The sequence below is a fragment of the Paraburkholderia sartisoli genome, from assembly GCF_900107685.1.
Lineage (GTDB): Bacteria > Pseudomonadota > Gammaproteobacteria > Burkholderiales > Burkholderiaceae > Paraburkholderia > Paraburkholderia sartisoli.
Window position 1 is genome coordinate 469,889 of the sequence record NZ_FNRQ01000002.1, and the last position, 25,290, is coordinate 495,178.

A 25,290-nucleotide genomic window follows, 5' to 3' on the forward strand; every position below is an offset into this window, starting at 1 on the left:
CTTCAATCGTGATTGCCGGCAACGATGCCCATCACCGCCATGCGCACCGCGATACCGAACGTCACCTGATTCAGGATCACCGACTGCGGACCATCCGCCACCTGCGAATCGATTTCGACGCCGCGGTTCATCGGGCCCGGGTGCATCACGATCGCATCGGGCTTCGCGAGCGCGAGACGCTCGGGCGTCAAACCCCAGCTCTTGAAGTACTCCTGCGCCGAAGGCAGCAGCGCGCCGCTCATCCGCTCGTTCTGCAAGCGCAGCATGATGATGACGTCGACGTCCTTCAGCCCTTCGTCGAGGTTGTGGAACACGCGCACGCCCATCTGTTCCAGTCCGCCCGGCAGCAGCGTGCGCGGGCCGATGGCGCGCACTTCCGGCACGCCGAGCGTGGTGAGCGCGTGAATGTCCGAGCGCGCGACCCGCGAATGCAGGATGTCGCCGACGATCGCCACCCGCAGGTTCGTGAAATCCTTCTTGTAGTGACGGATCGTGTACATGTCGAGCAGACCCTGCGTCGGGTGCGCGTGACGTCCGTCGCCGGCGTTGATCACGTGTACGTGCGGCGCGCAGTGCTCGGCGATCAGGTACGGCGCGCCGCTCGACGCATGACGCACGACGAACATGTCGGCGTGCATCGCGGAGAGGTTGTTGATCGTGTCGAGCAGCGATTCGCCCTTGCTCGTCGACGACGCGTTGATGTTCAGGTTGATCACGTCCGCGGAAAGACGCTTCGCGGCGATCTCGAACGTCGTGCGCGTGCGGGTCGAATTCTCGAAGAAGAGATTGAACACCGACTTGCCGCGCAACAGCGGCACCTTCTTCACCTCGCGATCGGTCACGCTGACGAACTGTTCGGCCGTGTCGAGAATGTGATTGACGATCGACTTCGGCAAGCCTTCGATCGTCAGCAGATGTTTGAGCTCGCCGTTTTTCGTGAGCTGCGGGTTGCCCTTCAGAAAGCCGAAGCGGAACCGGTCCGCGGCGGCGCTGCTGTCGGTGGAACCTGAGGTTGCGGTGTTCATCGTGTACCTGTCTGCTGCGTTAAAACGTGTGCTGGGATGTGTGCGTCGCCGCTTGCCGTTCGCTGCTTGCCTCTCGCCTGGCTGCGCGGCCGGAGGCGAAAGCCGCGGCGATCGGCATCCGGTTTCCGGTTCGCCCGCTCAGTCGGCGCGCGCTTCCGTGTGAAACGTGAACGTCGGGTCGTCGCCTTCGCTGCGGGCAAGGACGAGCGTCGCATCGGCCGGCACGTCGACCGTGCCGCCGGTAAAGCGCGCGGCGATCGGCAACTCGCGCCCGCCGCGATCGGCGAGCACGGCCAGTTCCACCGAAGCAGGACGTCCATAGTCATACAGCTCGTTCAACGCGGCGCGCACGGTGCGGCCGGTGCCGAGCACGTCGTCGACGAGCACGATCCTGCTGCGGTCCACCGAAAACGGCAGCGAAGTCGGGCTCGCCTGCACGTGCAGGCCGCGCTTCGCGTAGTCGTCGCGATGAAGCGCCACGTTGACGACGCCAAAACTCGCCATCTTCAGGTCGCGCGCGAGCCGCTCGGCGAGCCACGCGCCGCCACTGTAGATGCCGGCGAGCACAACGGCGCCATCGGTACCGGCGGGCGTCGTGCCGATCGCGGCGCCGTACGCCGCGCGAATCTGTTCGAGGACGGCGCGGTACAGCGCCTCGGCGTCAATGGAACGCATGATCGTCGGGTAGCCCGTCTAGATATTGCTGGAGGATGATGCTGGCGGCCTCGGCGTCGAGCATGTCGGCGCGGCCGTTGCCGGCGCGGATCTCCGCCTTCGCCTCGACCGACGAATAGCGTTCGTCGACCCAGGTGACCGGCAGGTTGAAGCGGCCGTTCAGCTGGTTGCCGAAGCGTTTGGCAAGCTGCGTCATTTCGTGCGGCGTGCCATCGGGATGCACCGGCAGGCCGACGACGAGCGCATCGGGCTTCCATTCGCCGATCAGTTTGCCGACGGCTTCGAAGCGGTATTCGCGGCTGCGGTTCTGCACGACGGCCAGCGCGCGCGCGTGACGCGTCAGCGAATTGCCCACGGCGACACCAATGCGTTTTTCGCCGTAGTCGAACGCAAGGAGCGTTGCCTCACGTCCGCCCGCAAGGCTCATGCGTGACCTGCTTCGCCGGACAGCATCGACAGGTTGATGCCGAGCAGCGACAGCGCCGCCTCGAGCCGTTCTTCGGCGGGCACGTCGAAGACGATCTTCGGGTCGGCTTCGACCGTCAGCCAGCCGTTCTTCGAGATTTCCTCCTCGAGCTGCCCCGCGCCCCAGCCGGCATGGCCGAGCGTGAGCAGGAAGCGCTCCGGCCCCGTGCCGCTGGCGACGGCTTCGAGCACGTCTTTCGACGTGGTCATTTCAAGCCCGCCCGGCACCGACATCGACGATGTGTACGGCGTGCCGTCTTTCGGATCGTGCAGCACGAAGCCGCGCTCGGTTTGCACCGGGCCGCCGAAGTACACGGGAACATGCAGCAGGGGTTCGATCTCGAGCTTCAGATCGATGCGATTGAAGAGCGCTTCGAGGTCGATATCGGTCGGCCGGTTGATGACGAGGCCGAGCGCGCCGCGCTCACTGTGATCGCACAGGTAGACCACCGTGCCTGAAAATGTGGGATCCGCCATGCTCGGCATGGCAATCAGGAACTGATTGGTCAGGTTGATGCGATCGGTACTCATGGACATGGTTCGAATTTTAGCAAAGACGGTGCGGGATGGCGGGCTTTGAGCGTACGCCGGAACGCGTGGATGAGGCGCGTGGGCGACACGGTTCGCAGGGCTCCGTCGACGGCGTGCATATTGCACTTTAGCACGCGAGGAGCGGCGGCCTGTCAGGCGCTTCGCGGACTATGCGCGTTGCGGCTCGCGAGGTTTCTTGCGGTGGCTGTTTCGCCATTACGCTCGCTGTTATTTGCGCGGTTTTCGTCGCGGGTTCTTGGGTTTTTTCGTGTTGTTTCCAGCGGTGTTTACGTCGCGGTTTCTCTCGCTGTTTCCCGTCGCTGTTTCCTTGTTAACGGCACGCATCCGTCATATAGCAGGGTTCGCGCCTGATTTTGCGGCTCACGCCGCGCCGGCCCGCGCCGGGTCAGGCGCGCCGCCCTGCTCGATGGCGCGCGTGAGCGCGGCGAGCGCCGCGCTGCTGTCGGCCGGTGCGACGCCTGCCGCGATCTTGTGCAACATCGCCCTCAACGCCTCGGCGGCGTGATCGAGCGAGCGGGCGTCCGGCGCGTCGACGATCGTGTGCGAGCGCACCGCCGGCGTCGTCACGCCCGCATGCGCGCGACGCCGCCACGCAAGCCCCAGCGCATCCGCCAGCAACGCGACGTGGCCAAGGCCAAGCGCACAGGCGGCCGAACCGAGCCGATACGCGGCGTCGCCGGCCTGCAGCGCCGCGCTGGGGTCGGCCTTCTCCGGATTGTCGGCCTGCCGGGCGTGTTCCGAAAGCGCGGCGATCGCGGCGTCGGCGGTCTGGAGGAAATCTTCATACGCATGCGCGTGTACCGTCAGCACGCCGAGGTCGCGGGTACGCGTGGTACGCACGGCAGCGGCTTCCGCCTGGGCGGTTTCCGCCTCCCACAGCGCCTCCGAAGCCTGCGTGCCCGCCACATGCCAGTCGACGGTCAGGCCATAGTCGTGCAGCAGTTCGACCTGACCGGCATCTTCCGCCGAGGCGCCGAAGAGTGCGTAGTCGCGCCAGAGCGTGGCGAGCGTCGCCCGTACGAGCGAGCGCGGCGCGAGCGGCGTGCCGCGCGCGTGATCGGCGAAGACAAGATTGCAGCGGGCGTAGAAATGACGGGCGCCACCGGACGCGTCGATGGCGTTTCCGCCCGCGCGTAACGCGCGGGCGCACGCCGCGGCGAGACGCCAGAAATCGTAGGGATCGGGGCCGGCTGCTTCGGCGAGACAGGCGTCGAGTTCGTCGAGCGCACGGTGAAGATCCGGCGGCGGCGCATCCTCAAGCGGATGCGCGCGCAGAACGGGCAGCAGCGCGCGTTCGTAGCGGGCGCGCAGATGCGCCAGCGTGCCGGCCGGCTGGACATGCAGGGTAACGGGCGGCACGGGCCGGGCGGCGAGCGCGAGATCCTCGAACGTCGTGGCATACCCGGGCGTGTGCCGGGCGATCTGCTGGCCAAGCGCGCGATAGTGCGCGAAAAGCGCCGGCGAGCACGACAGCTCGCGCAGGTTGTGCCGGCCAACGGCCTCGCCGAATACGTCGAGCGCATCGCCCAGCGCGGCGCGATTGCGGTCGTCGTGCGGCGCGTCGGCCTGCGCCATCGAAGAGGCCAGCGCAAGCGCATTGGCGAAGCGATACGCCGCCAGCCAGCCCGCCTCGCGCAGTGCGCGCGCGGCCTGGAGTAGCGGCGCGGTGGGATCCTCGCGCTGCACCAGCGCGAGTCGCGCTTCGGCGAGCGCGGATTCCGCGCTGCGCACGATGCCGCCGCGCGGATTAGGCAAGGCTTCGAAGGAACCGGTGGTAGCGTGGCGAGCGAGCATGGATAGTCGACGAAGACACCTGTGGACCCGCCTGCGCTCCCGAAGGTGACGCGCGGCCAGCGGTGCGCGTCGCGCGTCGGCGCGTGGACGGTACGATGGGCACTACCCTTGCGACACGGCCAGAACGACGCCGTTCCCGACGCGCCTGTGCGATACCCCGGCCGGCAACGGCGAGCGCAGCGGCCTTGCGCCATTGCCCACGAATACCTCAGGCGTTATGCAGCAAAGCCATGAGCGCAATCTGGCAGGCGCAGCGCAACCGACCGACCGGCGAACCGGTCAGATCTGGACCATCTCGAAGTCTTCCTTGCGGGCGCCGCATTCCGGGCAGGTCCAGTTGATCGGGACGTCTTCCCAACGGGTTCCCGGCGCGATCCCTTCATCTGGCAAACCGGCTTCTTCGTCGTAGATCCAGCCGCAGATCAGGCACATCCAGCTTTGATATTCCATTCTTATGCCGCGTCGAAAAGTCTAAAAAGTCGGTTGAATCAGGACCATGATGGTACCGTGTTGCTGCCCTACTGCCTAGCAATCCAGGTCAGGCCCGCGCGTGATTCTGATCAATCCGGGCATGAATTTGCACTGGCGCGCGAAAAAACGCCCTGGCGTTAGATTAGGCCGCATAATTGGGGCAACCCCGGGCCGCGTGCCTGGCACTCTTTTTTGATCAATCCAGCAAGATTTTCATGCCCAGCGACACTCCTCCGATCGTCCTCACCTTCGGCCTCTCCGATCCGACCGGCGGCTCCGGCATCCAGGCGGATCTGATGACGCTGGCCAGCATGGGATGCCACGGCGTCTCGGTGCTCACCGGTTACACCGTGCGCGATTCGGCAAGCTGCGACGAGGTCACCGGCCTCGATCCCGAGGTCGTCGCCACGCAGGCGCGGATGCTGCTCGAAGACATGCCGATCGCCGCGTTCAAGGTCGGCGCGGCGACGCGCGCCGAAGTGGTGAGCGCCATCGCCGAAGTGGTTGCTGACTACGACGACATCCCGCTGATCCTCGCGCCCGACTTCACGCTCGACGACGAACACGTGCTCGCCGCCGACGAACTGCGCGAAGCCATCGCCGATCTGCTCGCGCCGCAAACCACGCTGCTCGTCGCCGATTTCGCCACCCTGCTCGCGCTCGCGCAACCCGATGGCGACGCCGAGGCACCGAGCCTCGACGCGGCGATCTCCCATTTGCTGTCGCAGGGGTGCGAGTACATCCTGTCGGCGGAAACGGGCACGCATCGCCTCGTCAATACGCTTTACAGCGAAGACGGCCAGTTGCGGCAGGACATGTGGGATCGCGGCCCGAACCGCATCATGGGTGTCACCGATACGCTCGGCGCGGCGATCGCCGCGTTGCTCGCCAACGGTCAGGATCCGGCCGAAGCCGTGCGCGAAGCGCAGGAGTATTTGTACCAGGCGACACGCGCCGCGTTTCGCCCCGGCATGGGCGCATATATGCCCGACCGTTTCTTCTGGGCGCGCAGCAATGAAGACGAAGAAACGCTGCGTGCAAGCGGCAAGGGCGCGCCGCCGGACGAAGCGCGTCACTGAGTTTTCTAGCTGTTCCCCGCGTGGACGGTTTGATGAAACAACAAACCGTCCACGTATTGGGATAGGGGCAGGCCTCGCGGCCCGACTCCTCCCACACCACCGTGCGTACGGGCCGGTACACGGCGGTTCGGATCGGTTGACCGATTATGAACTGAGCGACGGAAGTCCAAGCGACCGGAAGTAACGATTAGACAGGGCAATGTTTAGCGCCGGACTGCAACTCAGGCGCCACGCACTGTGCGGCGAGCCCGCTGTCTGGGCGGCAAGGTTGCCGCTCACACCGCGTGCGATCAGTTCCTGGAATCGGGTGCGGCCTCGCTTCCATTGCTTCCAGAAGAAGCATCGAATGCGACGGCGGATCCATTCATCCAGACGCCGGAGCACGCCAGGTGTTTCGCAGAAACCGAAGCAGCCACGCCAGCCCGTCAGATATCGTTTCAGCGGACCGATCAATTGGGCGACGCTGACCCCGCGCGTGCGTTGAGTCAACTCCCGGATTCGATCCTTGAAGCGAGCCAGCGCCTTGGGCGCAATGCGCCGTTTGACCTGTACCCGGTCCGAGAAGGTGAATCCAAGAAATTTGCGCGTGTGATGATGTTGTCGAAGCACGATAACGGACGATATTCAGCAGGGCGACTTGGCGACGATGCGGTAAAAGCGATGCATCTCGTGCGACAGCCGCCCCGAGTCCTAGCCTAAGGGGATGTACCACCCCGATGGGGTTCTAACGCTATACTTCGCAAATTCTTAAAAAAACATTGACCTTCGATGCGGGCCACAATTCTTAAAATCCCAGTTGATCATTCCAGATCTCCACACATAGATTCGCTACGATTCATTCTTGCAATGTGGGTAGTGATTACCCATATGGTCCCGTGGGTGCTCACGATTCAAAAGCAGGCCGCGATACCGATCGCTCTCACTTCCGTCATGAACTGGCTAACTAGCCTCTTCCAGGCCAACGGAGAAACTCACCCTGCCGTCGTTGGGTTCATCATCTTGAGCGGCTACTGCATTCATCGTAGCGGGCTGCGTTCATATCGGGACGATATTGTCTCCTATGCGGTCCGACGATTCTTCCGCATCTACCCCGTATTTTTCATCGCCACAATTTTTGGCGTCGCAGCGTTCCTTGTGGGATTTGCGATTAACTCGGCTGCCGTGCCTTCGGTGTCGGGAACGTTTTCTATCTCGGCAGTGCATGTCGTCGAGAAGCTGGTCGCGCTGGAGGCAATTAATCCAAATGGCTACTTTTCATCGATCCAAGGTAATGGGCCGCTTCAGACTGTCGCAGTCGAAATGTGGCTTTACGCCGCATACCCCGCAGCGCTGCTCCTGATTGATAGATGGTCCGAGCGCGCCTGGTGGTTGCTGATGTTCATCTGCTGGTCCGCCAGTATCGCAATTAACACGTACGTCCCAGAGTGGCGCCCGTGGTCGTACAACAGCAGCCTCATCGCCTTTCTGCCATTTTGGTGGCTTGGCGCGAAGTTCGCAGACAAACGGTTTGCCGCGAAGCTGAAGCGTTTCATCGTTGCGCCGGCGCTCGTTTGGTTACTCATCAGCTTCGACCATGCATGGGGCGGCCAAGTCGCTCAACTGCTAGCAGCTATCAGGCAGGTGGCATTCGCGATGTGTTTTGCATGTCTTGTTTCCTCGCTCGATGCACTCCGAAATACGCCGGATAACGCAGTCAGTGAGCTTGGAGCCGCCGGGTACAGCATCTATGCCTTTCACGCGCCTATCGTCTACACGGCAGTGCTTCTTGGCGCCCCGTGGTGGCTTATTGTCGCGATAGTAATCGTCGCTGGGCTCGTCTCATTCCGTTTTCTCGAAACGCCAATGATCCGACGAGGCAAGCTCGTGGCTGCGAAATTTCGAACATCCTCCGAGCCTGCCATGCAGTCCGCAATCACGCCCAAACGATAGCGCGCACATCTGCCACCGAAATGGCGGCCGCTAGGGGACTTTCACCCCGAGCTGTTGAGCATGCTCGGCACACATAAAAAAACCCGCATTTTGAACTGACCCCGCAAAGTTGGACAGTTTTGGACTAGGGCCGTGAGGGCTGAGTTCTGTACATGACAGGACTCAGCCCTTTTAGCTTCAGCTTGATGCGTTTGTGGTTGTAGTAATGAATGTAGCGTTTGATACCAGCCTGCAGCGCTTCGATACTCTCGAAACGATTCCGGTAAAAGAACTCTGATTTCAGGGTGCCAAAGAAGCTTTCCATGGCGGCGTTGTCATGGCAATTGCCCTTGCGCGACATGCTTTGCGTCAGGGCGCGCTGCGAGAGTAGCGCCTGGTAAGCGTCCATCTGGTAGTGCCAGCCCTGGACGCCCTTCTAAAGGTCAAGGGGTAATTTGAGTCTGTGTGATCTGGTGGTTGCGTTGCTGGATTACGTAGTAGACCTCCCGCGCGATATAGCGCTTGAGGCAGCGGATCGCTTCAAGTTTCGAATGCCTCTCGCTGACGCGTTTGGCGACGTAGGCCTTTGTGCGAGCGTCGGTTCTCAAGCGACCGATGGCAATGATGTGCAAGGCGCTGTTGGCTGCGCGATCTCCACCACGATTTAGTCGATGTCGCGTCACCTTACCGGAAGACGCCGGGACGGGGTTCACGCCACAAAGGGCGGCGAAGCTGGCTTCTGACTTAAGCCGGTCGCTGTTATCGCCAGCGGTCAGTAACAGTTGCGAAGCCGACTCGTAACCAATCGAATTTCGCGAGACAAGATCAGGAGCAAGTTCGTCCAGGAGCGTCGCGATCATGACGTCGAGGTCGGCAATCTCGTCGTGCAACTCCAGATACCGACGTCCCAGTGACTTCAGTGCAATTCGGCAAGCAGAGGTCAGGTTCCGATAGTCGGACAGATCCGGATACGCCACCTCTCTGCTGTTACCTCCGCCTGACAGATAGTCTTTGACAACCGACCGCTTGAACTGCGCGCTGTACTTGCTCATGAAAAAACACCCCAAATCGTTGGACGGGTGTCCAACTTTTGGGGTGCAGTTCATTTCTGCGGGTTTTCTTTTGGGCCGCGCGTCTTTCGACGTGCTTCCCACACGTGTTCCAGACCGGGCCGCGAAGGCCCGGGAACCGGAATTACATGTCCATGCCCATGCCGCCCATGCCACCCGGCATACCGCCACCCATCGGTGCATCTTCCTTCGGCAGTTCGCAGACAGCTGCGTCCGTCGTCAGCAGGAGACCGGCAACCGAAGCTGCGTTTTGCAGCGCCGTGCGCGTCACCTTCGTCGGGTCCACAACACCTGCGTCGACCAGGTCGACGTACTCGCCGGTTGCTGCGTTGTAGCCGTAGTTGCCCTTGCCTGCTGCAACTGCTGCCACCACGACGCTGGCTTCTTCGCCGCCGTTCGTGACGATCTGGCGCAGCGGTTCTTCCATCGCGCGCAGCACGATCTTGATACCTGCGTCCTGATCAGCGTTAGCGCCCTTCAGACCAGCGATAGCCGTGCGAGCGCGGATCAGCGCAACGCCGCCACCGGCCACGATGCCTTCTTCCACAGCTGCGCGCGTTGCGTGCAGTGCGTCTTCGACACGTGCCTTCTTTTCCTTCATTTCGACTTCGGTCGCGGCGCCAACCTTGATCACCGCAACGCCGCCTGCCAGCTTGGCAACGCGTTCCTGCAGCTTTTCACGGTCGTAGTCCGACGTTGCTTCTTCGATCTGCGTGCGAACCTGCTTCACGCGCGCTTCGATCGTTGCTGCTTCGCCAGCGCCGTCGATGATCGTCGTGTTTTCCTTGCCCACTTCGATACGCTTCGCTTGACCCAGTTCAGCCAGCGTTGCCTTTTCGAGCGTCAGGCCGGTTTCTTCAGCGATGACCTGGCCACCCGTCAGGATAGCGATGTCTTCGAGCATGGCCTTGCGACGGTCGCCAAAGCCCGGCGCCTTCACAGCAACGGTCTTCAGGATGCCGCGGATGTTGTTCACCACCAGCGTGGCCAGTGCTTCGCCTTCGACGTCTTCAGCGATGATCAGCAGCGGACGGCCAGCCTTCGCGACCTGCTCGAGTACCGGCAGGAGGTCACGAATGTTCGAAACCTTCTTGTCGTGCAGCAGCACGAACGGGTTTTCGAGCACGGCAACCTGCTTGTCCGGGTTGTTGATGAAGTACGGCGACAGGTAGCCGCGGTCGAATTGCATGCCTTCGACCACGTCGAGTTCGTCTTGCAGCGACTTGCCGTCTTCGACGGTGATGACGCCTTCCTTGCCGACCTTGTCCATCGCTTCAGCGATGCGGTCACCGATCGACGAATCGCTGTTCGCGGAGATCGCGCCAACCTGGGCGATTTCCTTGTTCGTCGTACACGGCTTGCTGATCTTGCGCAGTTCTTCGATGGCGGCCGTCACGGCCTTGTCGATACCGCGCTTCAGGTCCATCGGGTTCATGCCCGACGCGACGTACTTCATGCCTTCGCGAACGATCGATTGCGCGAGGACGGTTGCCGTCGTCGTGCCGTCGCCTGCGTTGTCGCTGGTCTTGGAAGCCACTTCCTTGACCATCTGTGCGCCCATGTTCTGGAGCTTGTCTTTCAGTTCGATCTCTTTTGCGACCGAAACACCGTCCTTCGTGACCGTCGGGCCGCCGAAGCTGCGTTCCAGGACCACGTTACGGCCCTTCGGACCGAGCGTGACCTTCACAGCGTTCGCGAGGATGTTCACGCCTTCAACCATCTTGGCACGGGCGGAATCACCGAATACGACGTCTTTAGCTGCCATCTTCAAACTCCTTGAATTCTCTGGGATATAGCCTGGATTTCAGCGATTTTTCGCTTACTTCTGCACCACGGCCATGATGTCTTCTTCACGCATCACCAGCAGTTCGTTGCCGTCGACCTTGACGGTCTGGCCAGCGTACTTGCCGAACAGGACGCGATCGCCCACTTTCACGTCGAGCGCGATCTGTGCGCCCTTGTCGTCACGCTTGCCCGGGCCGACTGCGAGGATTTCGCCTTGATCCGGCTTTTCCGCTGCGGCTTCGGGGATCACGATGCCCGACGCAGTCTTGGTTTCCTGGTCAAGACGCTTGACGATCACGCGATCATGCAAAGGACGAAGGTTCATACATACTCCTCTCTGGATTGAGACTGAAGAACGCTGAGAAAACCCGGCTGGCAGGGCCAACCGGAAATGTTGTTAGCACTCTCGTGCAGCGAGTGCTAATTATATGGACGGGCGGTGACAAATTCAAGAAGACATACGGGGGTGTTTCTGCCGGGAGTTGCCTGACGTTGAACTTTGTTCGCTTGAGCCCGAACCTCGCGACGTAGCGAAATCCGGATGAACCGGAATAATTCCCTTTCGAAACAGCGATCTACCTGTAGTCGCTCGCATCTATCAACCCCGACCTCGATCATTCACGCCTGGCTACCTGACGGCCGGATTCCCCCGAATTTCCTCCGTGAACACGTCCCAGGGAAATCCCTTACCTCGCAGATAAGCGGGGATATTTCGCTCCAGTTGAGACGCGAGGGCTGCAAGGTCGGGGAAAGATCAACGCCGACTCTCGATCGGGATAACCGACACGCAGCCCGGCTTCGCTTCAGCAACGTCCATGGGAAGGTTACCGATGCAGCGAATTCCCACCCGGTCGCCATGAACGGGCAAGTCGGGAATCATGGCCGTCACATGAGGCATGGAGTCGGTTCAAATCGATTTGGCATCCATATTAATTTACGCCCGTGACTCCGGCTCCGATAGACCTTCGACAAGTTCAATGCGTTTCAGGCTCCGGTATCCCACATCCGGGCGAATCCCAAAGCCTTCCCGCAGTTTCCATAAGATCGCCGGGCGGTATAACATCTGTGGGCGCAACCGCAAACCTGCTTCAGTCTTTCAGACCAGAGATTCGTGCCCGCCTCAGGCTCGTGATCGCGAAGCGGAAAAGCATGCGTTCCGCCGCTGCCGGAATCCATAACGGTTTATCAAAATCCAGTCCCATGCCTAAAGACACGCCAGAATCGCAAGCCGTTTGCAGTACCGTTGTCACGCGTAGCGCGATCTTCATCGTCGCGACCCTTGCGGGCGGCGACGACGCAGCCAGCACGGTGCGCGCGTGGTGCGCGGATATCGCCGCCCTCGTGCGCTCGGTCGGCAAGCGCGTCCCTTCAGGCAACCTGTCGTGCGTGTGCGGCTTCGGCTCCGGTGCGTGGGACACGCTGTTCGGCACCCCGCGTCCCGCGGGGTTGCACCCGTTCCGCGAATTCGGCGAAGGCGAACGCCATGCCGTGGCTACCCCCGGAGATATCCTGCTGCACATCCGCGCGGACCAGATGGATCTCTGCTTCGAACTCGCCACGCAGCTGACAGGGCGGCTACGCGACGCGGTCTCGGTGGTGGATGAAGTGCATGGCTTTCGCTATTTCGATCTGCGCAGCATGGTGGGCTTCGTCGACGGCACCGAGAATCCGTCAGACCGCGAGGCCGCCGGTTTCACCCTCATCGGTGACGAGGACGCGGCGTTCGCGGGCGGCAGCTATGTCCTCGTGCAGAAGTACCTTCATGACATGACCGGCTGGAACGCGCTTTCCGTCGAGACGCAGGAGCGCATTATCGGTCGCACGAAGCTGTCCGACATCGAGCTCGACGCAGCGGTCAAGCCGTCGTCGTCGCACAGCGCGCTGACGACGCTCGAAGAGAACGGCGAGGAAGTGAAAATTCTGCGCGACAACATGCCCTTCGGCCGCCCCGGCGCGGGCGAGTTCGGCACCTACTTCATCGGTTATGCGCGTTCGCCCGCGCCGATTGAACAGATGCTGGAGAACATGTTCGTCGGACGGCCGCCGGGCAACTACGACCGGCTGCTCGACTACAGCCGCGCGGTCACGGGCGGCCTCTTCTTCGTGCCTTCGGCGACCTTGCTCGAGGCGCTCGCCGACCGCGATCCGCAAGCCGCCGTTGCCGGCCAGCAGCCCGATACATCTTCGTCCACCGGGCCGCATCACGACGGCTCGCTGAATATTGGCTCTCTCAAAGGAACCGCACAACATGAATAACCTGCATCGCGAACTTGCCCCCATCTCCAGTGCCGCGTGGTCGCAGATCGAGGAGGAAGTGGCGCGCACGTTCAAGCGCTCCGTCGCCGGCCGTCGCGTGGTCGACGTCAAGGGTCCGGGCGGCGCCGAACTGACCAGCGTCGGCACGGGGCATCAAACCGCGGTCGCCGCGCCGCAGCAAGGCGTCGTCGCGAAGCTGTCCGAGGTCAAGGCGCTCGTCCAGCTGACCGTGCCGTTCGAGTTGCGGCGCGATGCGATCGACAGTGTCGAGCGCGGCGCGAAAGATGCCGACTGGCAGCCGGCGAAAGATGCCGCGAAGGAACTCGCCTATGTCGAGGATCGCGCGATCTTCGACGGATATCAGGCCGCGGGTATCGGCGGGATTCGCGAAGGTTCGTCGAATCCGCCGCTCGCGCTGCCGGCCAGCGTCAGCGACTACCCGGGCACGATCAGCAACGCGCTCGAACAGCTGCGGCTCGCCGGCGTCGACGGTCCCTATTCCGTGCTGCTCGGCGCCGATGCGTACACGGCGCTCGGCAAGGCAAGCGATCAGGGCTATCCCGTCATCGAGCACATCAAGCGGATCGTGAACGGCGACATCATCTGGGCGCCCGCGCTCACAGGCGGCTGCGTGCTGTCGATGCGCGGCGGCGACTTCGAGCTGCATCTTGGCGAAGACCTGTCGATCGGCTACGCGAGCCATACCGACTCGGTCGTGCGCCTCTATCTGCGCGAGACGCTGACATTCCTGATGCTGACGAGCGAAGCATCGGTCCCGGTGACGCAGGCGGAATAGGTGGCGTCTGTTCAAGTCCGCTCGCCGTCACCCTCAGTGGCACCCGGCGCCCCCTTTCCGCACCTCGCCCCGGCATCCTGCAGGTCGAGGTCGATCAAGGTCAGGCTGCCGCCGAGCGCACGACATGCACAGGAACAGACTTGTACGAAGGCGTGCCGCTCTCCTTGTCGATGAAGTCGAGCGGCACCAGCACGTTGGCCTCCGGATAATAAGCCGCCACTGAACCCGGCGCGATGTCGTAGGCGATCGCCGTGATCCGCTTCAGGCGAAGCTGTCTGCCTTCTGAAATTGTTTCAATGTCGACCAGGTCACCATGTTCGAGTCCACGCACGGCAAGATCGTCCTCGTTCATGAACAGCACGTCACGCCGGCCGAACACACCCCGGTAACGATCGTCCATGGCATAGATGGTGGTGTTGTACTGGTCGTGGCTGCGGATCGTGATGAGACGCAGCACATTTTCGGCACCGAGCACGTCTGCGTCTTCCTTTACCCCACCGTACACCGAGAACATCGCTTTCCCCGACGGGGTGGGCCACACGCGCTCCGTCGGAGGAAGCGGCATGCGAAATCCTCCCGGCACTCTGATTCGTGCATTGAAGGCCTCGAATCCCGGCACGGTTTGTTCGATCAGATCCCGAATCCTGTCATAGTCGGCCACCAGGTCCGACCATGCCACCTTGCTGTCCGGCAACGTTGCGCGGGCGATACCGGCAATGATCGCCGGCTCGGATAGCAGGTGTTCGGACGCGGGCGTCAGCTTGCCCGAAGAAGCGTGGACCATCGACATGGAATCCTCGACGGTAATCGACTGCCGCCCGGTCGCCTGCATATCGAGTTCCGTGCGTCCAATAACAGGCAGCACGTACGTTTCTTTTGCCACCAGCAGATGCGAACGATTGAGCTTGGTACCGAGATGAACGCTCAGATCGAGCCTGCTCATCGCGGCAAACGACTGCCCGGAATCGGGCAACGCAACCGCGAAGTTTCCGCCGAGGCAAATCAGGGCTCTCGCGGTGCCGGCGATCATCGCCTGCATTGCCTTGACCGCATCGTGCCCGTGCGCCGCGGGCGGCGTGAAGCCGAACACATCTTCCATCTGCTTGAGGAAGGTGGCGGACGGTTTTTCCGTGATGCCAACCGTGCGGTTCCCCTGCACGTTCGAATGCCCGCGCAAAGGACAGATGCCTGCGCCGGGCTTGCCGATGTTGCCGCGCAATAACAGCAGATCAGCAATCAGACGGACATTGGCCGTCCCCTTGTTATGCTGGGTAACGCCCATGCCGTAAGTGACGATCGTCGCGTTCGATTTTGCGTAGGCAACGGCAACCTGATCGAGATCTTCGCGGGTGAGGCCGCTTGCCTTTTCGATATCGTCCCATGACGTCGCTTCCAGATCGGCGGCGAACGCCTCGAACCCCTGGGTGTGCGTTGCAATGAACGCGTGATCGAGAACGGTATTACCCTGTTCGGCGTCCATCGTGAGGAGCGCCTTCATGACGCCCTTGAGGGCAGCCGCGTCTCCGCCGGCATCGAGCTGAAAATAGGTCGACGCGATCCGGGTCGATCCGAACGTCGCCATTTCGATGACGCTCTGCGGATCGGCGAAGCGCTCGAGCGCGCGCTCGCGCAGCGGGTTGAATACGATGATCGGGACGTTGCGCCGTGAGCATTCGTGGAGCGTTCCCATCATGCGCGGATGATTCGTCCCGGGATTGTGGCCGATCGAGAGGATGAGTTCGGTTGTGTCGAAGTCATCCAGCGATACCGTGCCCTTGCCGATCCCGATCGACTGGGGCAACCCGACGCTGGTCGGCTCGTGGCACATGTTCGAGCAATCGGGGAAATTGTTCGTCCCATACTCCCGCGCGAACAGCTGAAACAGGTAGGCGGCCTCGTTCGACGCCCGGCCTGACGTGTAGAACTCGGCCTCGTCGGGAGAGGACAACCCGCGCAGCACTTCACCGATGCGCGCGAATGCGTCGTCCCATTCGACTGCCCGGAATCTGTCCGTGGCGCGGTCGTAGACGAGCGGATGCGTGAGCCGGCCGAGATCCTCCAGTTCGAAATCCGAACGTCGCAGCAGCGACGACACCGTATTGTTGTCGAAAAACGCCGGCGTCACCCGCTTCGTCGTCGCTTCCCATGTGACCGCCTTGGCGCCGTTTTCGCAGAACTGGAACGTGGACTTGTGCTCCTTGTCCGGCCACGCGCAACCCGGACAATCGAAGCCGTCGGGCTGATTGGTCCGCAGCAACGCAATCGGTGCCTCGATGCTTTCCATTTGTGTCCGGACCGCCTGAGCGGTCGCCCGAAGCGCCCCCCACCCTCCAGCGGGTGCGTCATACGGCCGGATTCCTGGAACTTCGCGTCGCGTGGTCATAGGAGACTCCATGAACTGCTCCAGGAAACCTGGAGGCTGTCTTGCCTGAGGTTACGCCGTATCACGGCGCAGGGCCTGAACAAAGATTACAGAACGCATTCGCGTGATTGGCGAATACTCCAGACTCGTAGCCCGTGACGACTTATGCAGGGGCGGACCGGTGACGAAGCACACACATCGCCTTCCTCGTTACGCGTGGCACCAGAGCATGATGGGCATGGCAAACGCTGAATCGCCATTCAATTCTATGAGCGGGTCGTGAAGAAGGGAATATTGGATTTTTCCGATGACAGGCATTGGAGAATCCTGCCTGAAAGGCGACGAACACATCATCGCCATGTGAGCGGCGATTTCTCCGATGTTAGTTATTGGCAAAACTGTCCGATGACCATTCAACCGGGATGGCTAATTAGAGAGGAGGCGACTGGAGACGGAGTTGAATGGGGCGTCGGTTCATCGATGGTGAGTTCAACAAGCCGCAGTCTCACTCGTGGGTTGCCGGACCATCTCATGCTGAACGCCGGTTCCGTCATGCCGGGGAATCGCGCAACGGCCTGCCTGCTGCACTCACAACCCGCGATCGACGGCAGCCTCCCGCCGTCGATCGCTGTTCTCACCTGGCGAGATCGCTTCGACTGCCGTTCATACGACGTCAGTCGTCGCCGAGTTGCAGCCGGCTCGGTTGACGCCGCTCGATCGTCCATTTCAGCAACGCCGCGCATCTGAAAATCCCGTGGGCGAACTTGCCATAGGGCATCGTGGCAAAAAGCGCCATCACACAGCCGAGATGGATGCACAGCGTCAAAGGAAGCGCAGCGGAGCCCTTTGCCAGCATCAACATCAAGCCGGTTGCCGCGGTAAGAAATAGCAGCGCGATGAACCCACGATCCATCGGACGCTGTTCAAGGTCCTGCTGCAACGGATGGCGCCGCAGATTGAGCACGAAGAGACCGCCCGTGCCCACCATCAGGGAAATCCCACCTGAAATGCCCAGCAGCTTGGGCAGGCTGGTGAAACCGTACGGTGCGGACCAGCCCATGAAGTAGTGATAGAGCGTCGCAACAGAGGTGGCGGCGAAACACAACATGAAGCCGTAAAACGTGAAGTGATGAAAGCGTCTGCGCGCATGCGTGAAGGCGTCGTCCGCGTTGTTGCAGCCGCCTCCCTGGCCACCGTCGAGGTACTTGAGAGACAACACGTCATGCACGGCTTCGCCCAACGCCGCACCCGATGGCGGGCCGACCTCTTCCTGTCGCCAGAAACGGCTCACGCCGACGCCGAGCGCGAGCGCCGCGAAAAGAAACACTGGCGCGAATAGTCCGACCAGCAGGTTATGCGGGAAGATCGCGTAGAAGCCTCCGTTCACGGCGCCCCACAGCGTGCCGTTCGCGGCCAGCCCAAGCGTCATGAACAGCGTAAAGCCAAGCACCAGCGCGAGGGAGAGAACCAGCCCGTTGCGCTTGTACAGCACACCGAGGGCGGACGGCCACGCGTAATCGGTGTAGGTGGTCAGGCGGACTTTCGCCATCGACTTCGGTACGTTGACGGCGAATTCATGCGGAGGCGCGTACTGGCACGCATGCAGACACGCTCCGCAGTTGTGGCAGAGATTCGCCAGATAGTGAATGTCGGCCTTGCCGAATTCGAGCCGGCGCGTCATCGCGGGAAAGACCGCGCAGAAGCCTTCGCAATAGCGGCACGCATTGCAGATCTGCAATATGCGCCCGACCTCGGCTTCGTCGGTGGTCAATGCGTGAATCGGAATCACCTTTGCCTCGCCTTGTGCAAGCGCGCGGGCCTCCCGGGTCAAGGCTTCAAGCTGTTGCATGTCGACGCTCCTCCAATGCGGCCTGCGCGGCCTGACTGCCGGCGATACGCCCAAACGCCGTTCCGATGCTCATGCCCACCCCTGCTGTATAGCCCTTGCCGAGCACGTTGCCGGCCATCATTTCGCCCGCGACAAAGAGATTCGGGCTGGGCTCGCTACCGAAGCGAACCGCCGCGGTCTCGTCGACCTTGAGCCCGAGATAGGTGAAAGTCACGCCCGGGCGCAGCGCGTAACCGAAGAACGGCGGTGTATCGATGGGCCGTGCCCAGTGTGTCTTCTGCGGCGCAAGTCCGGCTGTCGTGCAGTCGTCGAGCACGGTATGGTTGAAGCGACCCGGGCGACATGCGGCGTTATACGCATTCATCGTCTGCATGAAGCGCATTTCGTCGAGGTCGAGCGCGCGGGCCAGTTCCGGCAACGATCCTGCTTTTGTCCCCGGGAACACCGGTGGCATGAAACGTCCCACCGCCTTCGCGTCGATGATTGAATACGCAACCTGTCCCGACTGCTGCGCGACGAGCCGGCCCCAGATCGCGTATCGCTTCGGCCAGAAATCCTCGCCTTCGTCATAGAAGCGCTGGGCATCGCGATTCACCACCACGCCCAGTGACACGCAGTCGATACGCGTGCAGATTCCGCCGTCGTAGAGCGGCGCGCGCGCGTCGATCGCCACCATGTGCGCCTGGGTTGGATCGCCGGTCATGTCGGCGCCGGCGTCCATCATGAAGCGCAGGAGCGTCCCCGTATTGAACCGTGTGCCGCGAATGAGGAAGTTGTCGGCGGGCCATTCCCCCGCCGGGTTCCGGCCCCAGGCCTCGCGCAGCCACTCGCGGTTGGACTCGAAGCCACCCGCGGCCAGCACGCAGCTACGCGCCTCGATACGCTCGTCGCCGACGAATGCCGCCACGAAGCGGCCATCGCGCAGTTCCAGCCGTTCCACGCGCGCGTCGTAGCGAATGCGCACGCCCAGCGCTTCGGCGCTGCGATAGTAGGCGTTGACGAGCGCCTTTCCGCCGCCCATGAAAAACGCGTTGGTGCGCGCGGTGTGCAGCGCGCCCGACAGCGATGGCTGAAATCGCACGCCGTGCCGGCGCATCCATGGGCGGCAGGTCGACGATGCGCGGATCACGAGCCGGGCGAGCTTTTCATCGGTCGCGCCGCCGGTGACCTTCAGCAGATCCTGCCAGAACTCCTCTTCGGGATAGGCATCGACCAGCACATCCTGCGGCGCATCGTGCATGCAGCGCAGGTTACGCGTGTGCATGGAGTTGCCGCCGCGCCATTCGCGCGGTGCGGCTTCGAGAAGCAGCACACTCGCGCCCGCCTCGCGCGCCATCAAGGCGGCGCACAACGCGGCATTGCCGCCGCCGATCACGAGTACGTCGATCATGAGTCTTCGCTTCCTGTATTCAAGTCGTGAAACGTGGTGCCCGGCCAGCGTCCAGCCTCGACGAGTTCGCGCGCGACATCGGAAATCACGACACGCGTGGCGAGCACGGCAGGCGATAGTTCATCCTCGCACTGGCTCGCGATCAGCGTCTGTCTGCGCGCATCCGGGTCGGCAACCAGCAAGGCCCGCAACCGGCGCCCCGGTTCCCGGCACACGACGGCGCCTGGCTGCAACGTGGCGCCCAGCCCCGCGCACACGGCGTCCATCAGCAACGCGAGACCGTCGATTTCCAGCGTGATCTGAGGCTGCACGCCCGCGCGCTCGAACGCGATGTCCAGCAACGCGCGCAACCCGTGCGAGCCGCTCGGCATCACGAGCGGCAACGCCCCGAGTTCGGCGAGATTCACCCTCTCCACTGCCGGGAAGCCGGGCAGATCGGCGCGGCCAAGCAGATAGACGCGCTCGTCGACGAGCGGACGGATGCTCCAGCGCCGCGCCGCGCTGCCACGCGCGACCAGCGCCAGGTCGAGCTGCCGCGCGTCGAGCATCGCGGCCAGATGCCCGGAGAGCGCCTCGACCAGATGCACGCGCAACTCGGGATGCCGCTCGCGCATCGCCGTCACGAGCGGTATGCCCAGCACCGAGGCCGTGCTGGGCGGCAGGCCAACGCTCACGTGCCCCACCAGCCGCTGCTGCCGCGCGGCCTCCACCGCGTCGACGGCATGCTGCAACGTAAGTTGTGCGTGGCGCAGGAAGGCGAATCCGGCATCGGTCGGAATGACGCCGCTACGCACGCGGCGAAAGAGCTGCGTGGACAGTTGCGCTTCCAGCCTGTCGATATCCTGACCGAGCAGCGAAGCCGCCACGCCCAATTCAGACGCGGCTCGCCTTATACTGCCTAGTTCCACCGCGCGGACGAAATAGCGTAGTTGCCGAAGTTCGACGGGCAATTCGACCTGGTCTTCAGTTGCAGAAGTCAGACTTGCAATCGACATGGATTACATCCAGAAAAGGAGACATGCGGTACGCCCAACGCTCCGCATAGGGATCAAACATGGACATGCGTCAGTTGAAGTACTTCGTACAGATCGTCGAGAGCGGCAGTCTGTCGAAAGCATCGCGGCAGTTGTTCATCGCGCAACCCGCGCTCAGCCAGCAGATGACGCGTCTCGAGGACGAAGTCGGCAAGCCGCTCCTTGTGCGGTCCTCGCGCGGCGTCAAGCCGACCGAGAACGGCGAGGCGCTCTACCATCACGCGCGTTTCATCCTGCGCCAGATCGACCAGGCCGTATCGGTCGCGCGCCGGCAGCACGCCAACGTCAGCGGACACGTCAACCTCGGCATGGCGCCGACCACGGTGTGCGCGCTCGGGCTGCCGCTCATCAAGCACCTGAACGCGAAGTATCCCGGCATCGTGCTCAATGTCGTCGAGGCGCTTTCCGGCCATCTCGAACACATGACGCGCCTCGGCGAACTCGACCTCGCCATCCTGTTCAGCACGACGGCCGCGCTGGAGCTGACTGTCGAATCGCTGCTGGAGGAAGAGCTCTTCGTGATCCTGCCGCACGACAGCCAGATGATCGCGCCGCACCGCAAGGACATCACGCTGCACGAGCTGGCGAAGCTGCCGCTCGTGCTGCCAAGCCCCGGGCACGGTCTGCGCCGCCGCATCACGCTGGAGTTCGACCGCGTGAGCCTGACAGTCGACGCGGTGGCGGAAATCGATTCGTTGCCGCTTCTCATGCACTGCGTGGCCGACGGCATCGGCGCGACGATCAAGCCGATGGCGGCGGTGTATGCGCTGCAGAACGCCCCTGAGCAATGGCGCTGCCTGCGCATTTCGGACGCGGAGATGGTCCGTCGCAACTACCTGTACGCACTCGCGCCTGAAAAGCTGTCGCAAGCCGCGGCGATCGTGCGCGACGAGATCAAGCACATTGCCCGCACGCTCATCGAGAACAACACCTGGCAAGGCGTGCGTCTGATGGCGCCGCTCGAAGTGCCCGAGCCCGAACCCGACAAAATCGAATTCGACGATGTTTCGCTGCACGACGCCGAAAGTTGATGCCTGCATCGTCTTCATGCGGTTTCGGCCCTGGTTTCTGATCCGGACGTTCTCTTCGCTGCCATCGTGGCGAGGCGTCCGGCGCGCCGCCCGGAAGCAAACGCCCACGCAAGGTGGTGCCCGTGCCCCTTGAGCAGCAAACCACCCTGCCCCGTCGAACCAGCGGCGAACAGACCCGCAATGGGTTGCCCGCCCGCATCGATCACGCGATGCTGTTCATCGACGCGCAAGCCCCCTTCGCTATGCACGAACACCGCACGCACAGGACCGAGCGCGATGAACGGCGCGCGCGCGAGTGCGTTCGGTCCCGCGGCGCCCGCGATGCTCGCGCCCAGCGCGCCGGCGTCCATCCCCGTCATGGCGGCGAGACCGTCGATGGTGGCGGCCTCCCGATAGACGTCCGGACGGTTGCGCCGGTAATCGGCCAGATACGCGTAGGCGACACCGGGCGCGGTGGAGATGAAATGCGGCCACCTGGAATAACGTTCGGCGATACGGCCGTCGATAACGATATAGCCAATGCCGTCCGGCTGGTCGGGCAGGCGGTACGCGGGCCTGTCGGTCTCGTCGCCGAAGCGTTCGCCGCGCGTGTTGACGAGCAGCGCGCCGTCTTCGAATAACGCGAGGGCGGGTGCGAGCGCGGTCGTCAGGAACTTCATCAGGAACGGGCGCAGGATTGCGTCCGGCAGATGCTTCATCGACCATTGCATGACGGCCGCGAGCGAGCGCCACGGCGGCAGGCGGCGCACGAAATTCTCCTTCGCCGGGGCGATGAAACGGATCTCGGGACCAAGCGCGAGGTCGCCGTTGAGAATCCGCGCGCCGCAGCGCTCGGCCATGCGCTGGCCGTCGCCGGTGGCGGTCGGGTTCACCGCGTCGACCTTGGCTTCCTGCGGCCCCATGAAACGGGCCTTCAGTTCGGGGCTGTTCGTGAAATCGCCCGCCGCGAGAATGACGCCGCCACGCGCGTCGATGCGTCGTGCCGCACTGCCCCCGCACTCGACCAGCACGCCTCGCACGCCGTCCTGTTCGAGCACCAGTTCCGTCACCCGCGCGCGCACGCGAATGTCGACGCCGCATCGACGCGCGCGCCGCACGAGGTGGTAGATGAACGAACGCGAATTCGGCAGCACGTTGTGCATGCGCGGCACGCGATGCGGCGGCTCCGGCATCGGCCCCATGAACCGTATGCCGCTGTCGAGCAGCCACTGGAACGTGTCGGGCATCGCGTCGCACAGGATGCGGCGCAGCGCGTCGTTGTCGCGGTCCGCGAGATCGCCCGCGAAGCCCGGCATGTCCTCCCAGTGCGCCTCGGGCGTGTCCGCGATACCCTGGGCGCGCTGATGCGGCGTCTGCGACGCGCTCACGGAGCCGATCGACCATGCGGTCGATCCGCCCGGCGCATCGTTCTTCTCCAGCAACACGACACGCGCGCCGGACTCCGCCGCCTCGATCGCCGCCGCGAGCCCGGCGCCGCCCGCGCCGACAACCACGACGTCAACGGTCTCACCGGCCGGCGGATAGATACGATTTCGTGTCAGCATCTTTTTTGCGCCCAGGCGGTCACACGAGCGCACCGTTGGCCTGAACGATCTGGCCGTCCACCCACGAAGCCTTCCCGGAGACGAGGAACGCGACCACGTCGGCCACCTCTTCCGGCCTGCCGACGCGGTTCAGCGGGCTCATGCCGGCCGAGCGCTGCTTCGCCTCCTCGGTCTTGCCGGCGCGAAACAGGTCGGTGTCGACCGGTCCGGGCGCCACCGCGTTGACGCGCACGTTGCGCGCCGCCAGCTCCTTCGACATCGACCGCACAAGGCATTCCACCGCCGCCTTGGTCGCGCTGTACGGGCCGACGCCCGGCACCGCATGGCGCACCAGCGAAGTCGTCAGCGCGACGATCGCACCGCTGTCGGCCACCTCGCGCGCCGCCGCGCGCAACACATGAAACGCGCCGACGATGTTCACCTCGATGAGGCTCCGGAAATCGTCGTCGCCGAACTGCGCGACGGGCGCGGGCGGCACGTTGATGCCGGCGTTGGCGATCACCGCCTGCACCGGACGGCCGAAGTCGCGCCGGGTCTCGGCGAACACGGCGTCCACGGCCGCCGCATCGCGGATGTCGACGCAATAGCCGCGCACTTTCGCCCCGTGTGCGCGCGCCTTGTCTTCCAGTTCGTGCGCCGCCGCAGGCTGGCTCGCGTACGTGAACGCGACGTCCATTCCGTCACGCGCCAGCACATCCACACACGCCGCGCCGATACCACGCGATCCGCCGAATACCAGTGCCAATGGCTTGATACTGTTCATTGCCTGCTCCTCTTTCCTGCGTAATGGTTTTAGGCGACGGCAGGGTGTACAAGCGCGGCGCGAGTTTCCTCGATAGTCGCCTCGATGCCCCGCTGCAAGTCGTAGCGCGGTTCATATCCCAGTTCCGCGCGCGCCCGGCTGATGTCGAGCGCGCCTTTCCTCGCGCTGAGGATCGCGCCGCCGTGCCGGTACGGACCGCGGCTGCCCACACTGATGCGCGCCCCCGGAATCGCGCGATTGACCGCCTCGGCGACGTCCGCGATCGTCGGCGCGACGCCCGTCGCGATGTTGTAGCTGTCGTGACGGTGCGTTTCCTTGTCGAGCGCGAGCAGGAGGCCCGCCACGGTGTCGGCGACATGGACCTGATCCACGGCCAGGTCCGCGCCGTCGGGTGCATGCAGCGCCTCGCCGCGCAGCGCGGCCTCGATGAACGTGCGCGGCACGCGCAGACGCGGCAGATGCGGCCCGTACACCCAGCACGTGCGCACGTTGATGCATTCGAGCCCGTGATCGCGCGAGTACATGCGTCCGTAATGCTCGACCGCGAGCTTCGTCGCGCCATACACGCTGACGGGCTTTTGCGGATGCTCCTCGTCGATCGAAGGCGCGGTGAAATCGCCGTACGTCTCCTCGGTGCTGACATGCACGATCCGCTTGACGCTCGCCAGGCGCATCGCCTCGAACAGATTGATGGAGCCCTCCACGTTCACGCGATTGGCCTTGACCGGTATATCCGCGCACTGAACGACGCCGACGATGGCAGCGGCGTGAATCACCGCGTCCGGACGATGATCGTTCAGGAGGCGCAACACCTGGTGCCACTCGCACAGGTCCGCGGCGACAGCCGTCAGCGTCGGATAACGCGTGGCGAGCGCCGTCGTCGCCGGGCTGATGACGATGTCGGTGCCGATAACCGCATCGCCGCGTGCGAGCAGGGCTTTCACGATCGCCGTGCCCAGCCAGCCGCTTGCACCCGTGACAAGAATCTTCTTCATGGTCTTCTCTCGTTGTGCAGCCTTAGCGCGGCTGCGGTTCTTCGTCGGTCGGCGGGCTGGTGATCACCAGAAAGACCAGCGTGTCCGTGCCGGTGCAGTGAAATTCGTGATGCACGCCGGGCGGGATATAGGTCACGTCGTTTGCGCGAACCAGACGGCGCTCGCCGTCGACGGTCAAAATGCCCTCACCGGACAGCACGTGATAGATCTGCTCCTGCACCTTGTGTACGTGGTTCTCGACATAGGCGCCCGGCTCATAGCAGGAGATGCGATGGTCGAAGAAGCGGCTGCCCACCGTCTCCGGTGTCACGATCGCCTTGGAAAGCGCCTGGTTGAAGTGGCCGGGGTATTGCACCCACAGCAGCTCGCCCAGGTTGCGCGTCACGGCCTGTTTTTCCTTTGCCGCGTTTTTAAATTGTCCGTCGTCGGGGATGAGGGTCGTCATG

Annotated in this window: 22 protein-coding genes and 2 pseudogenes; 5 read left to right on the top strand and 19 right to left on the bottom strand. The window is 63.2% G+C overall.

What is annotated here, in order from left to right; translation table 11 throughout:
* Positions 1–2 precede the first annotated feature (2 nt).
* The 6 genes from BLV45_RS09310 to BLV45_RS09335 form a co-directional block, all read right to left on the bottom strand.
* Positions 3–1,025: an aspartate carbamoyltransferase catalytic subunit gene (locus tag BLV45_RS09310; RefSeq protein WP_090532054.1), complete on the bottom strand. Its 1,023-nt coding sequence runs from the start codon at positions 1,023–1,025 to the stop codon at positions 3–5.
* A 138-nt stretch (positions 1,026–1,163) separates the two neighbouring features.
* The gene (gene pyrR / locus BLV45_RS09315; RefSeq protein ID WP_090532056.1) at positions 1,164–1,700 is read right to left on the bottom strand and encodes a bifunctional pyr operon transcriptional regulator/uracil phosphoribosyltransferase PyrR; all 537 of its coding nucleotides are present in this window, start codon (positions 1,698–1,700) and stop codon (positions 1,164–1,166) included.
* On the bottom strand, positions 1,687–2,127 hold the full coding sequence (gene ruvX / locus BLV45_RS09320) for a Holliday junction resolvase RuvX (protein WP_090532058.1): 441 nt from the start codon (positions 2,125–2,127) through the stop codon (positions 1,687–1,689). The genes pyrR and ruvX overlap by 14 nt, the downstream gene beginning before the upstream one ends.
* Complete coding sequence (locus BLV45_RS09325) at positions 2,124–2,702, bottom strand: YqgE/AlgH family protein (protein ID WP_090532060.1); 579 nt, start codon at positions 2,700–2,702, stop codon at positions 2,124–2,126. Before BLV45_RS09325 ends, ruvX begins: the two co-directional genes overlap by 4 nt.
* Before the next feature lie 375 nt (positions 2,703–3,077).
* A complete protein-coding gene (locus tag BLV45_RS09330; protein ID WP_090532062.1) occupies positions 3,078–4,511 on the bottom strand; it encodes a hypothetical protein in 1,434 nt (477 codons plus the stop codon).
* A 279-nt stretch (positions 4,512–4,790) separates the two neighbouring features.
* Positions 4,791–4,961, bottom strand: coding sequence for a rubredoxin (locus tag BLV45_RS09335; RefSeq protein WP_006047743.1), 171 nt, complete (start codon positions 4,959–4,961; stop codon positions 4,791–4,793).
* Between the two features lie 236 nt (positions 4,962–5,197).
* On the opposite strand from BLV45_RS09335, the gene BLV45_RS09340 reads away from it, so the two are divergent.
* Positions 5,198–6,061 carry a hydroxymethylpyrimidine/phosphomethylpyrimidine kinase gene (locus tag BLV45_RS09340; RefSeq protein WP_090532063.1) on the top strand — a complete coding sequence of 288 codons (864 nt, stop codon included), beginning with the start codon at positions 5,198–5,200 and terminating at the stop codon, positions 6,059–6,061.
* Positions 6,062–6,205: 144 nt separating this feature from the next.
* Here BLV45_RS09340 and BLV45_RS09345 read toward each other — a convergent pair whose 3' ends face one another.
* Positions 6,206–6,670 carry a group II intron maturase-specific domain-containing protein gene (locus BLV45_RS09345; RefSeq protein WP_245753173.1) on the bottom strand — a complete coding sequence of 155 codons (465 nt, stop codon included), beginning with the start codon at positions 6,668–6,670 and terminating at the stop codon, positions 6,206–6,208.
* A 159-nt stretch (positions 6,671–6,829) separates the two neighbouring features.
* Here BLV45_RS09345 and BLV45_RS09350 point away from each other — a divergent pair, with 159 nt between their 5' ends.
* Positions 6,830–7,990 carry an acyltransferase family protein gene (locus tag BLV45_RS09350; protein ID WP_090532065.1) on the top strand — a complete coding sequence of 387 codons (1,161 nt, stop codon included), beginning with the start codon at positions 6,830–6,832 and terminating at the stop codon, positions 7,988–7,990.
* Positions 7,991–8,114: 124 nt separating this feature from the next.
* Here BLV45_RS09350 and BLV45_RS09355 read toward each other — a convergent pair.
* The 4 genes and pseudogenes from BLV45_RS09355 to groES form a co-directional block, all read right to left on the bottom strand.
* Positions 8,115–8,396 (bottom strand): annotated as a pseudogene (locus BLV45_RS09355) (IS3 family transposase); the annotation flags it as partial.
* 16 nt (positions 8,397–8,412) lie between these two features.
* Positions 8,413–8,937: pseudogene (locus BLV45_RS09360) on the bottom strand (transposase); the annotation flags it as partial.
* 226 nt (positions 8,938–9,163) lie between these two features.
* Positions 9,164–10,804 carry a chaperonin GroEL gene (groL, locus tag BLV45_RS09365; protein ID WP_090532067.1) on the bottom strand — a complete coding sequence of 547 codons (1,641 nt, stop codon included), beginning with the start codon at positions 10,802–10,804 and terminating at the stop codon, positions 9,164–9,166.
* Positions 10,805–10,858: 54 nt separating this feature from the next.
* The gene (groES, locus tag BLV45_RS09370) at positions 10,859–11,149 is read right to left on the bottom strand and encodes a co-chaperone GroES (RefSeq protein ID WP_007178996.1); all 291 of its coding nucleotides are present in this window, start codon (positions 11,147–11,149) and stop codon (positions 10,859–10,861) included.
* Positions 11,150–12,024: 875 nt separating this feature from the next.
* Here groES and BLV45_RS09375 point away from each other — a divergent pair.
* Entirely contained in the window at positions 12,025–13,080 is a 1,056-nt protein-coding gene (locus BLV45_RS09375; RefSeq protein ID WP_090532070.1) for a Dyp-type peroxidase, read from the top strand.
* Positions 13,073–13,876 carry a family 1 encapsulin nanocompartment shell protein gene (locus tag BLV45_RS09380; protein WP_090532072.1) on the top strand — a complete coding sequence of 268 codons (804 nt, stop codon included), beginning with the start codon at positions 13,073–13,075 and terminating at the stop codon, positions 13,874–13,876. Before BLV45_RS09375 ends, BLV45_RS09380 begins: the two co-directional genes overlap by 8 nt.
* Before the next feature lie 100 nt (positions 13,877–13,976).
* On the opposite strand, the gene BLV45_RS09385 is transcribed toward BLV45_RS09380, so the two are convergent.
* The 4 genes from BLV45_RS09385 to BLV45_RS09400 form a co-directional block, all read right to left on the bottom strand.
* Positions 13,977–16,259 carry an FdhF/YdeP family oxidoreductase gene (locus tag BLV45_RS09385; protein WP_090532075.1) on the bottom strand — a complete coding sequence of 761 codons (2,283 nt, stop codon included), beginning with the start codon at positions 16,257–16,259 and terminating at the stop codon, positions 13,977–13,979.
* Between the two features lie 652 nt (positions 16,260–16,911).
* Complete coding sequence (gene tcuB, locus BLV45_RS09390) at positions 16,912–18,087, bottom strand: tricarballylate utilization 4Fe-4S protein TcuB (RefSeq protein WP_090532076.1); 1,176 nt, start codon at positions 18,085–18,087, stop codon at positions 16,912–16,914.
* A complete protein-coding gene (tcuA, locus tag BLV45_RS09395) occupies positions 18,074–19,477 on the bottom strand; it encodes an FAD-dependent tricarballylate dehydrogenase TcuA (protein ID WP_090532077.1) in 1,404 nt (467 codons plus the stop codon). Before tcuA ends, tcuB begins: the two co-directional genes overlap by 14 nt.
* Entirely contained in the window at positions 19,474–20,472 is a 999-nt protein-coding gene (locus BLV45_RS09400; RefSeq protein WP_090532079.1) for a LysR family transcriptional regulator, read from the bottom strand. Before BLV45_RS09400 ends, tcuA begins: the two co-directional genes overlap by 4 nt.
* Before the next feature lie 59 nt (positions 20,473–20,531).
* Between BLV45_RS09400 and BLV45_RS09405 the strand changes: the two genes are divergently transcribed.
* Positions 20,532–21,542, top strand: a complete 1,011-nt coding sequence (locus BLV45_RS09405) for a LysR substrate-binding domain-containing protein (protein WP_090532081.1) — start codon at positions 20,532–20,534, stop codon at positions 21,540–21,542.
* Between the two features lie 14 nt (positions 21,543–21,556).
* Here BLV45_RS09405 and BLV45_RS09410 read toward each other — a convergent pair whose 3' ends face one another.
* The 4 genes from BLV45_RS09410 to BLV45_RS09425 are packed head-to-tail and all read right to left on the bottom strand — an operon-like array spanning position 21,557 to position 25,289.
* Entirely contained in the window at positions 21,557–23,086 is a 1,530-nt protein-coding gene (locus tag BLV45_RS09410) for an FAD-dependent oxidoreductase (protein WP_090532842.1), read from the bottom strand.
* 19 nt (positions 23,087–23,105) lie between these two features.
* Complete coding sequence (locus BLV45_RS09415) at positions 23,106–23,849, bottom strand: SDR family oxidoreductase (protein ID WP_090532083.1); 744 nt, start codon at positions 23,847–23,849, stop codon at positions 23,106–23,108.
* Between the two features lie 29 nt (positions 23,850–23,878).
* Positions 23,879–24,844 carry an NAD-dependent epimerase/dehydratase family protein gene (locus BLV45_RS09420; protein ID WP_090532085.1) on the bottom strand — a complete coding sequence of 322 codons (966 nt, stop codon included), beginning with the start codon at positions 24,842–24,844 and terminating at the stop codon, positions 23,879–23,881.
* Positions 24,845–24,866: 22 nt separating this feature from the next.
* On the bottom strand, positions 24,867–25,289 hold the full coding sequence (locus BLV45_RS09425) for a cupin domain-containing protein (RefSeq protein ID WP_090532087.1): 423 nt from the start codon (positions 25,287–25,289) through the stop codon (positions 24,867–24,869).
* Position 25,290 lies beyond the last annotated feature (1 nt).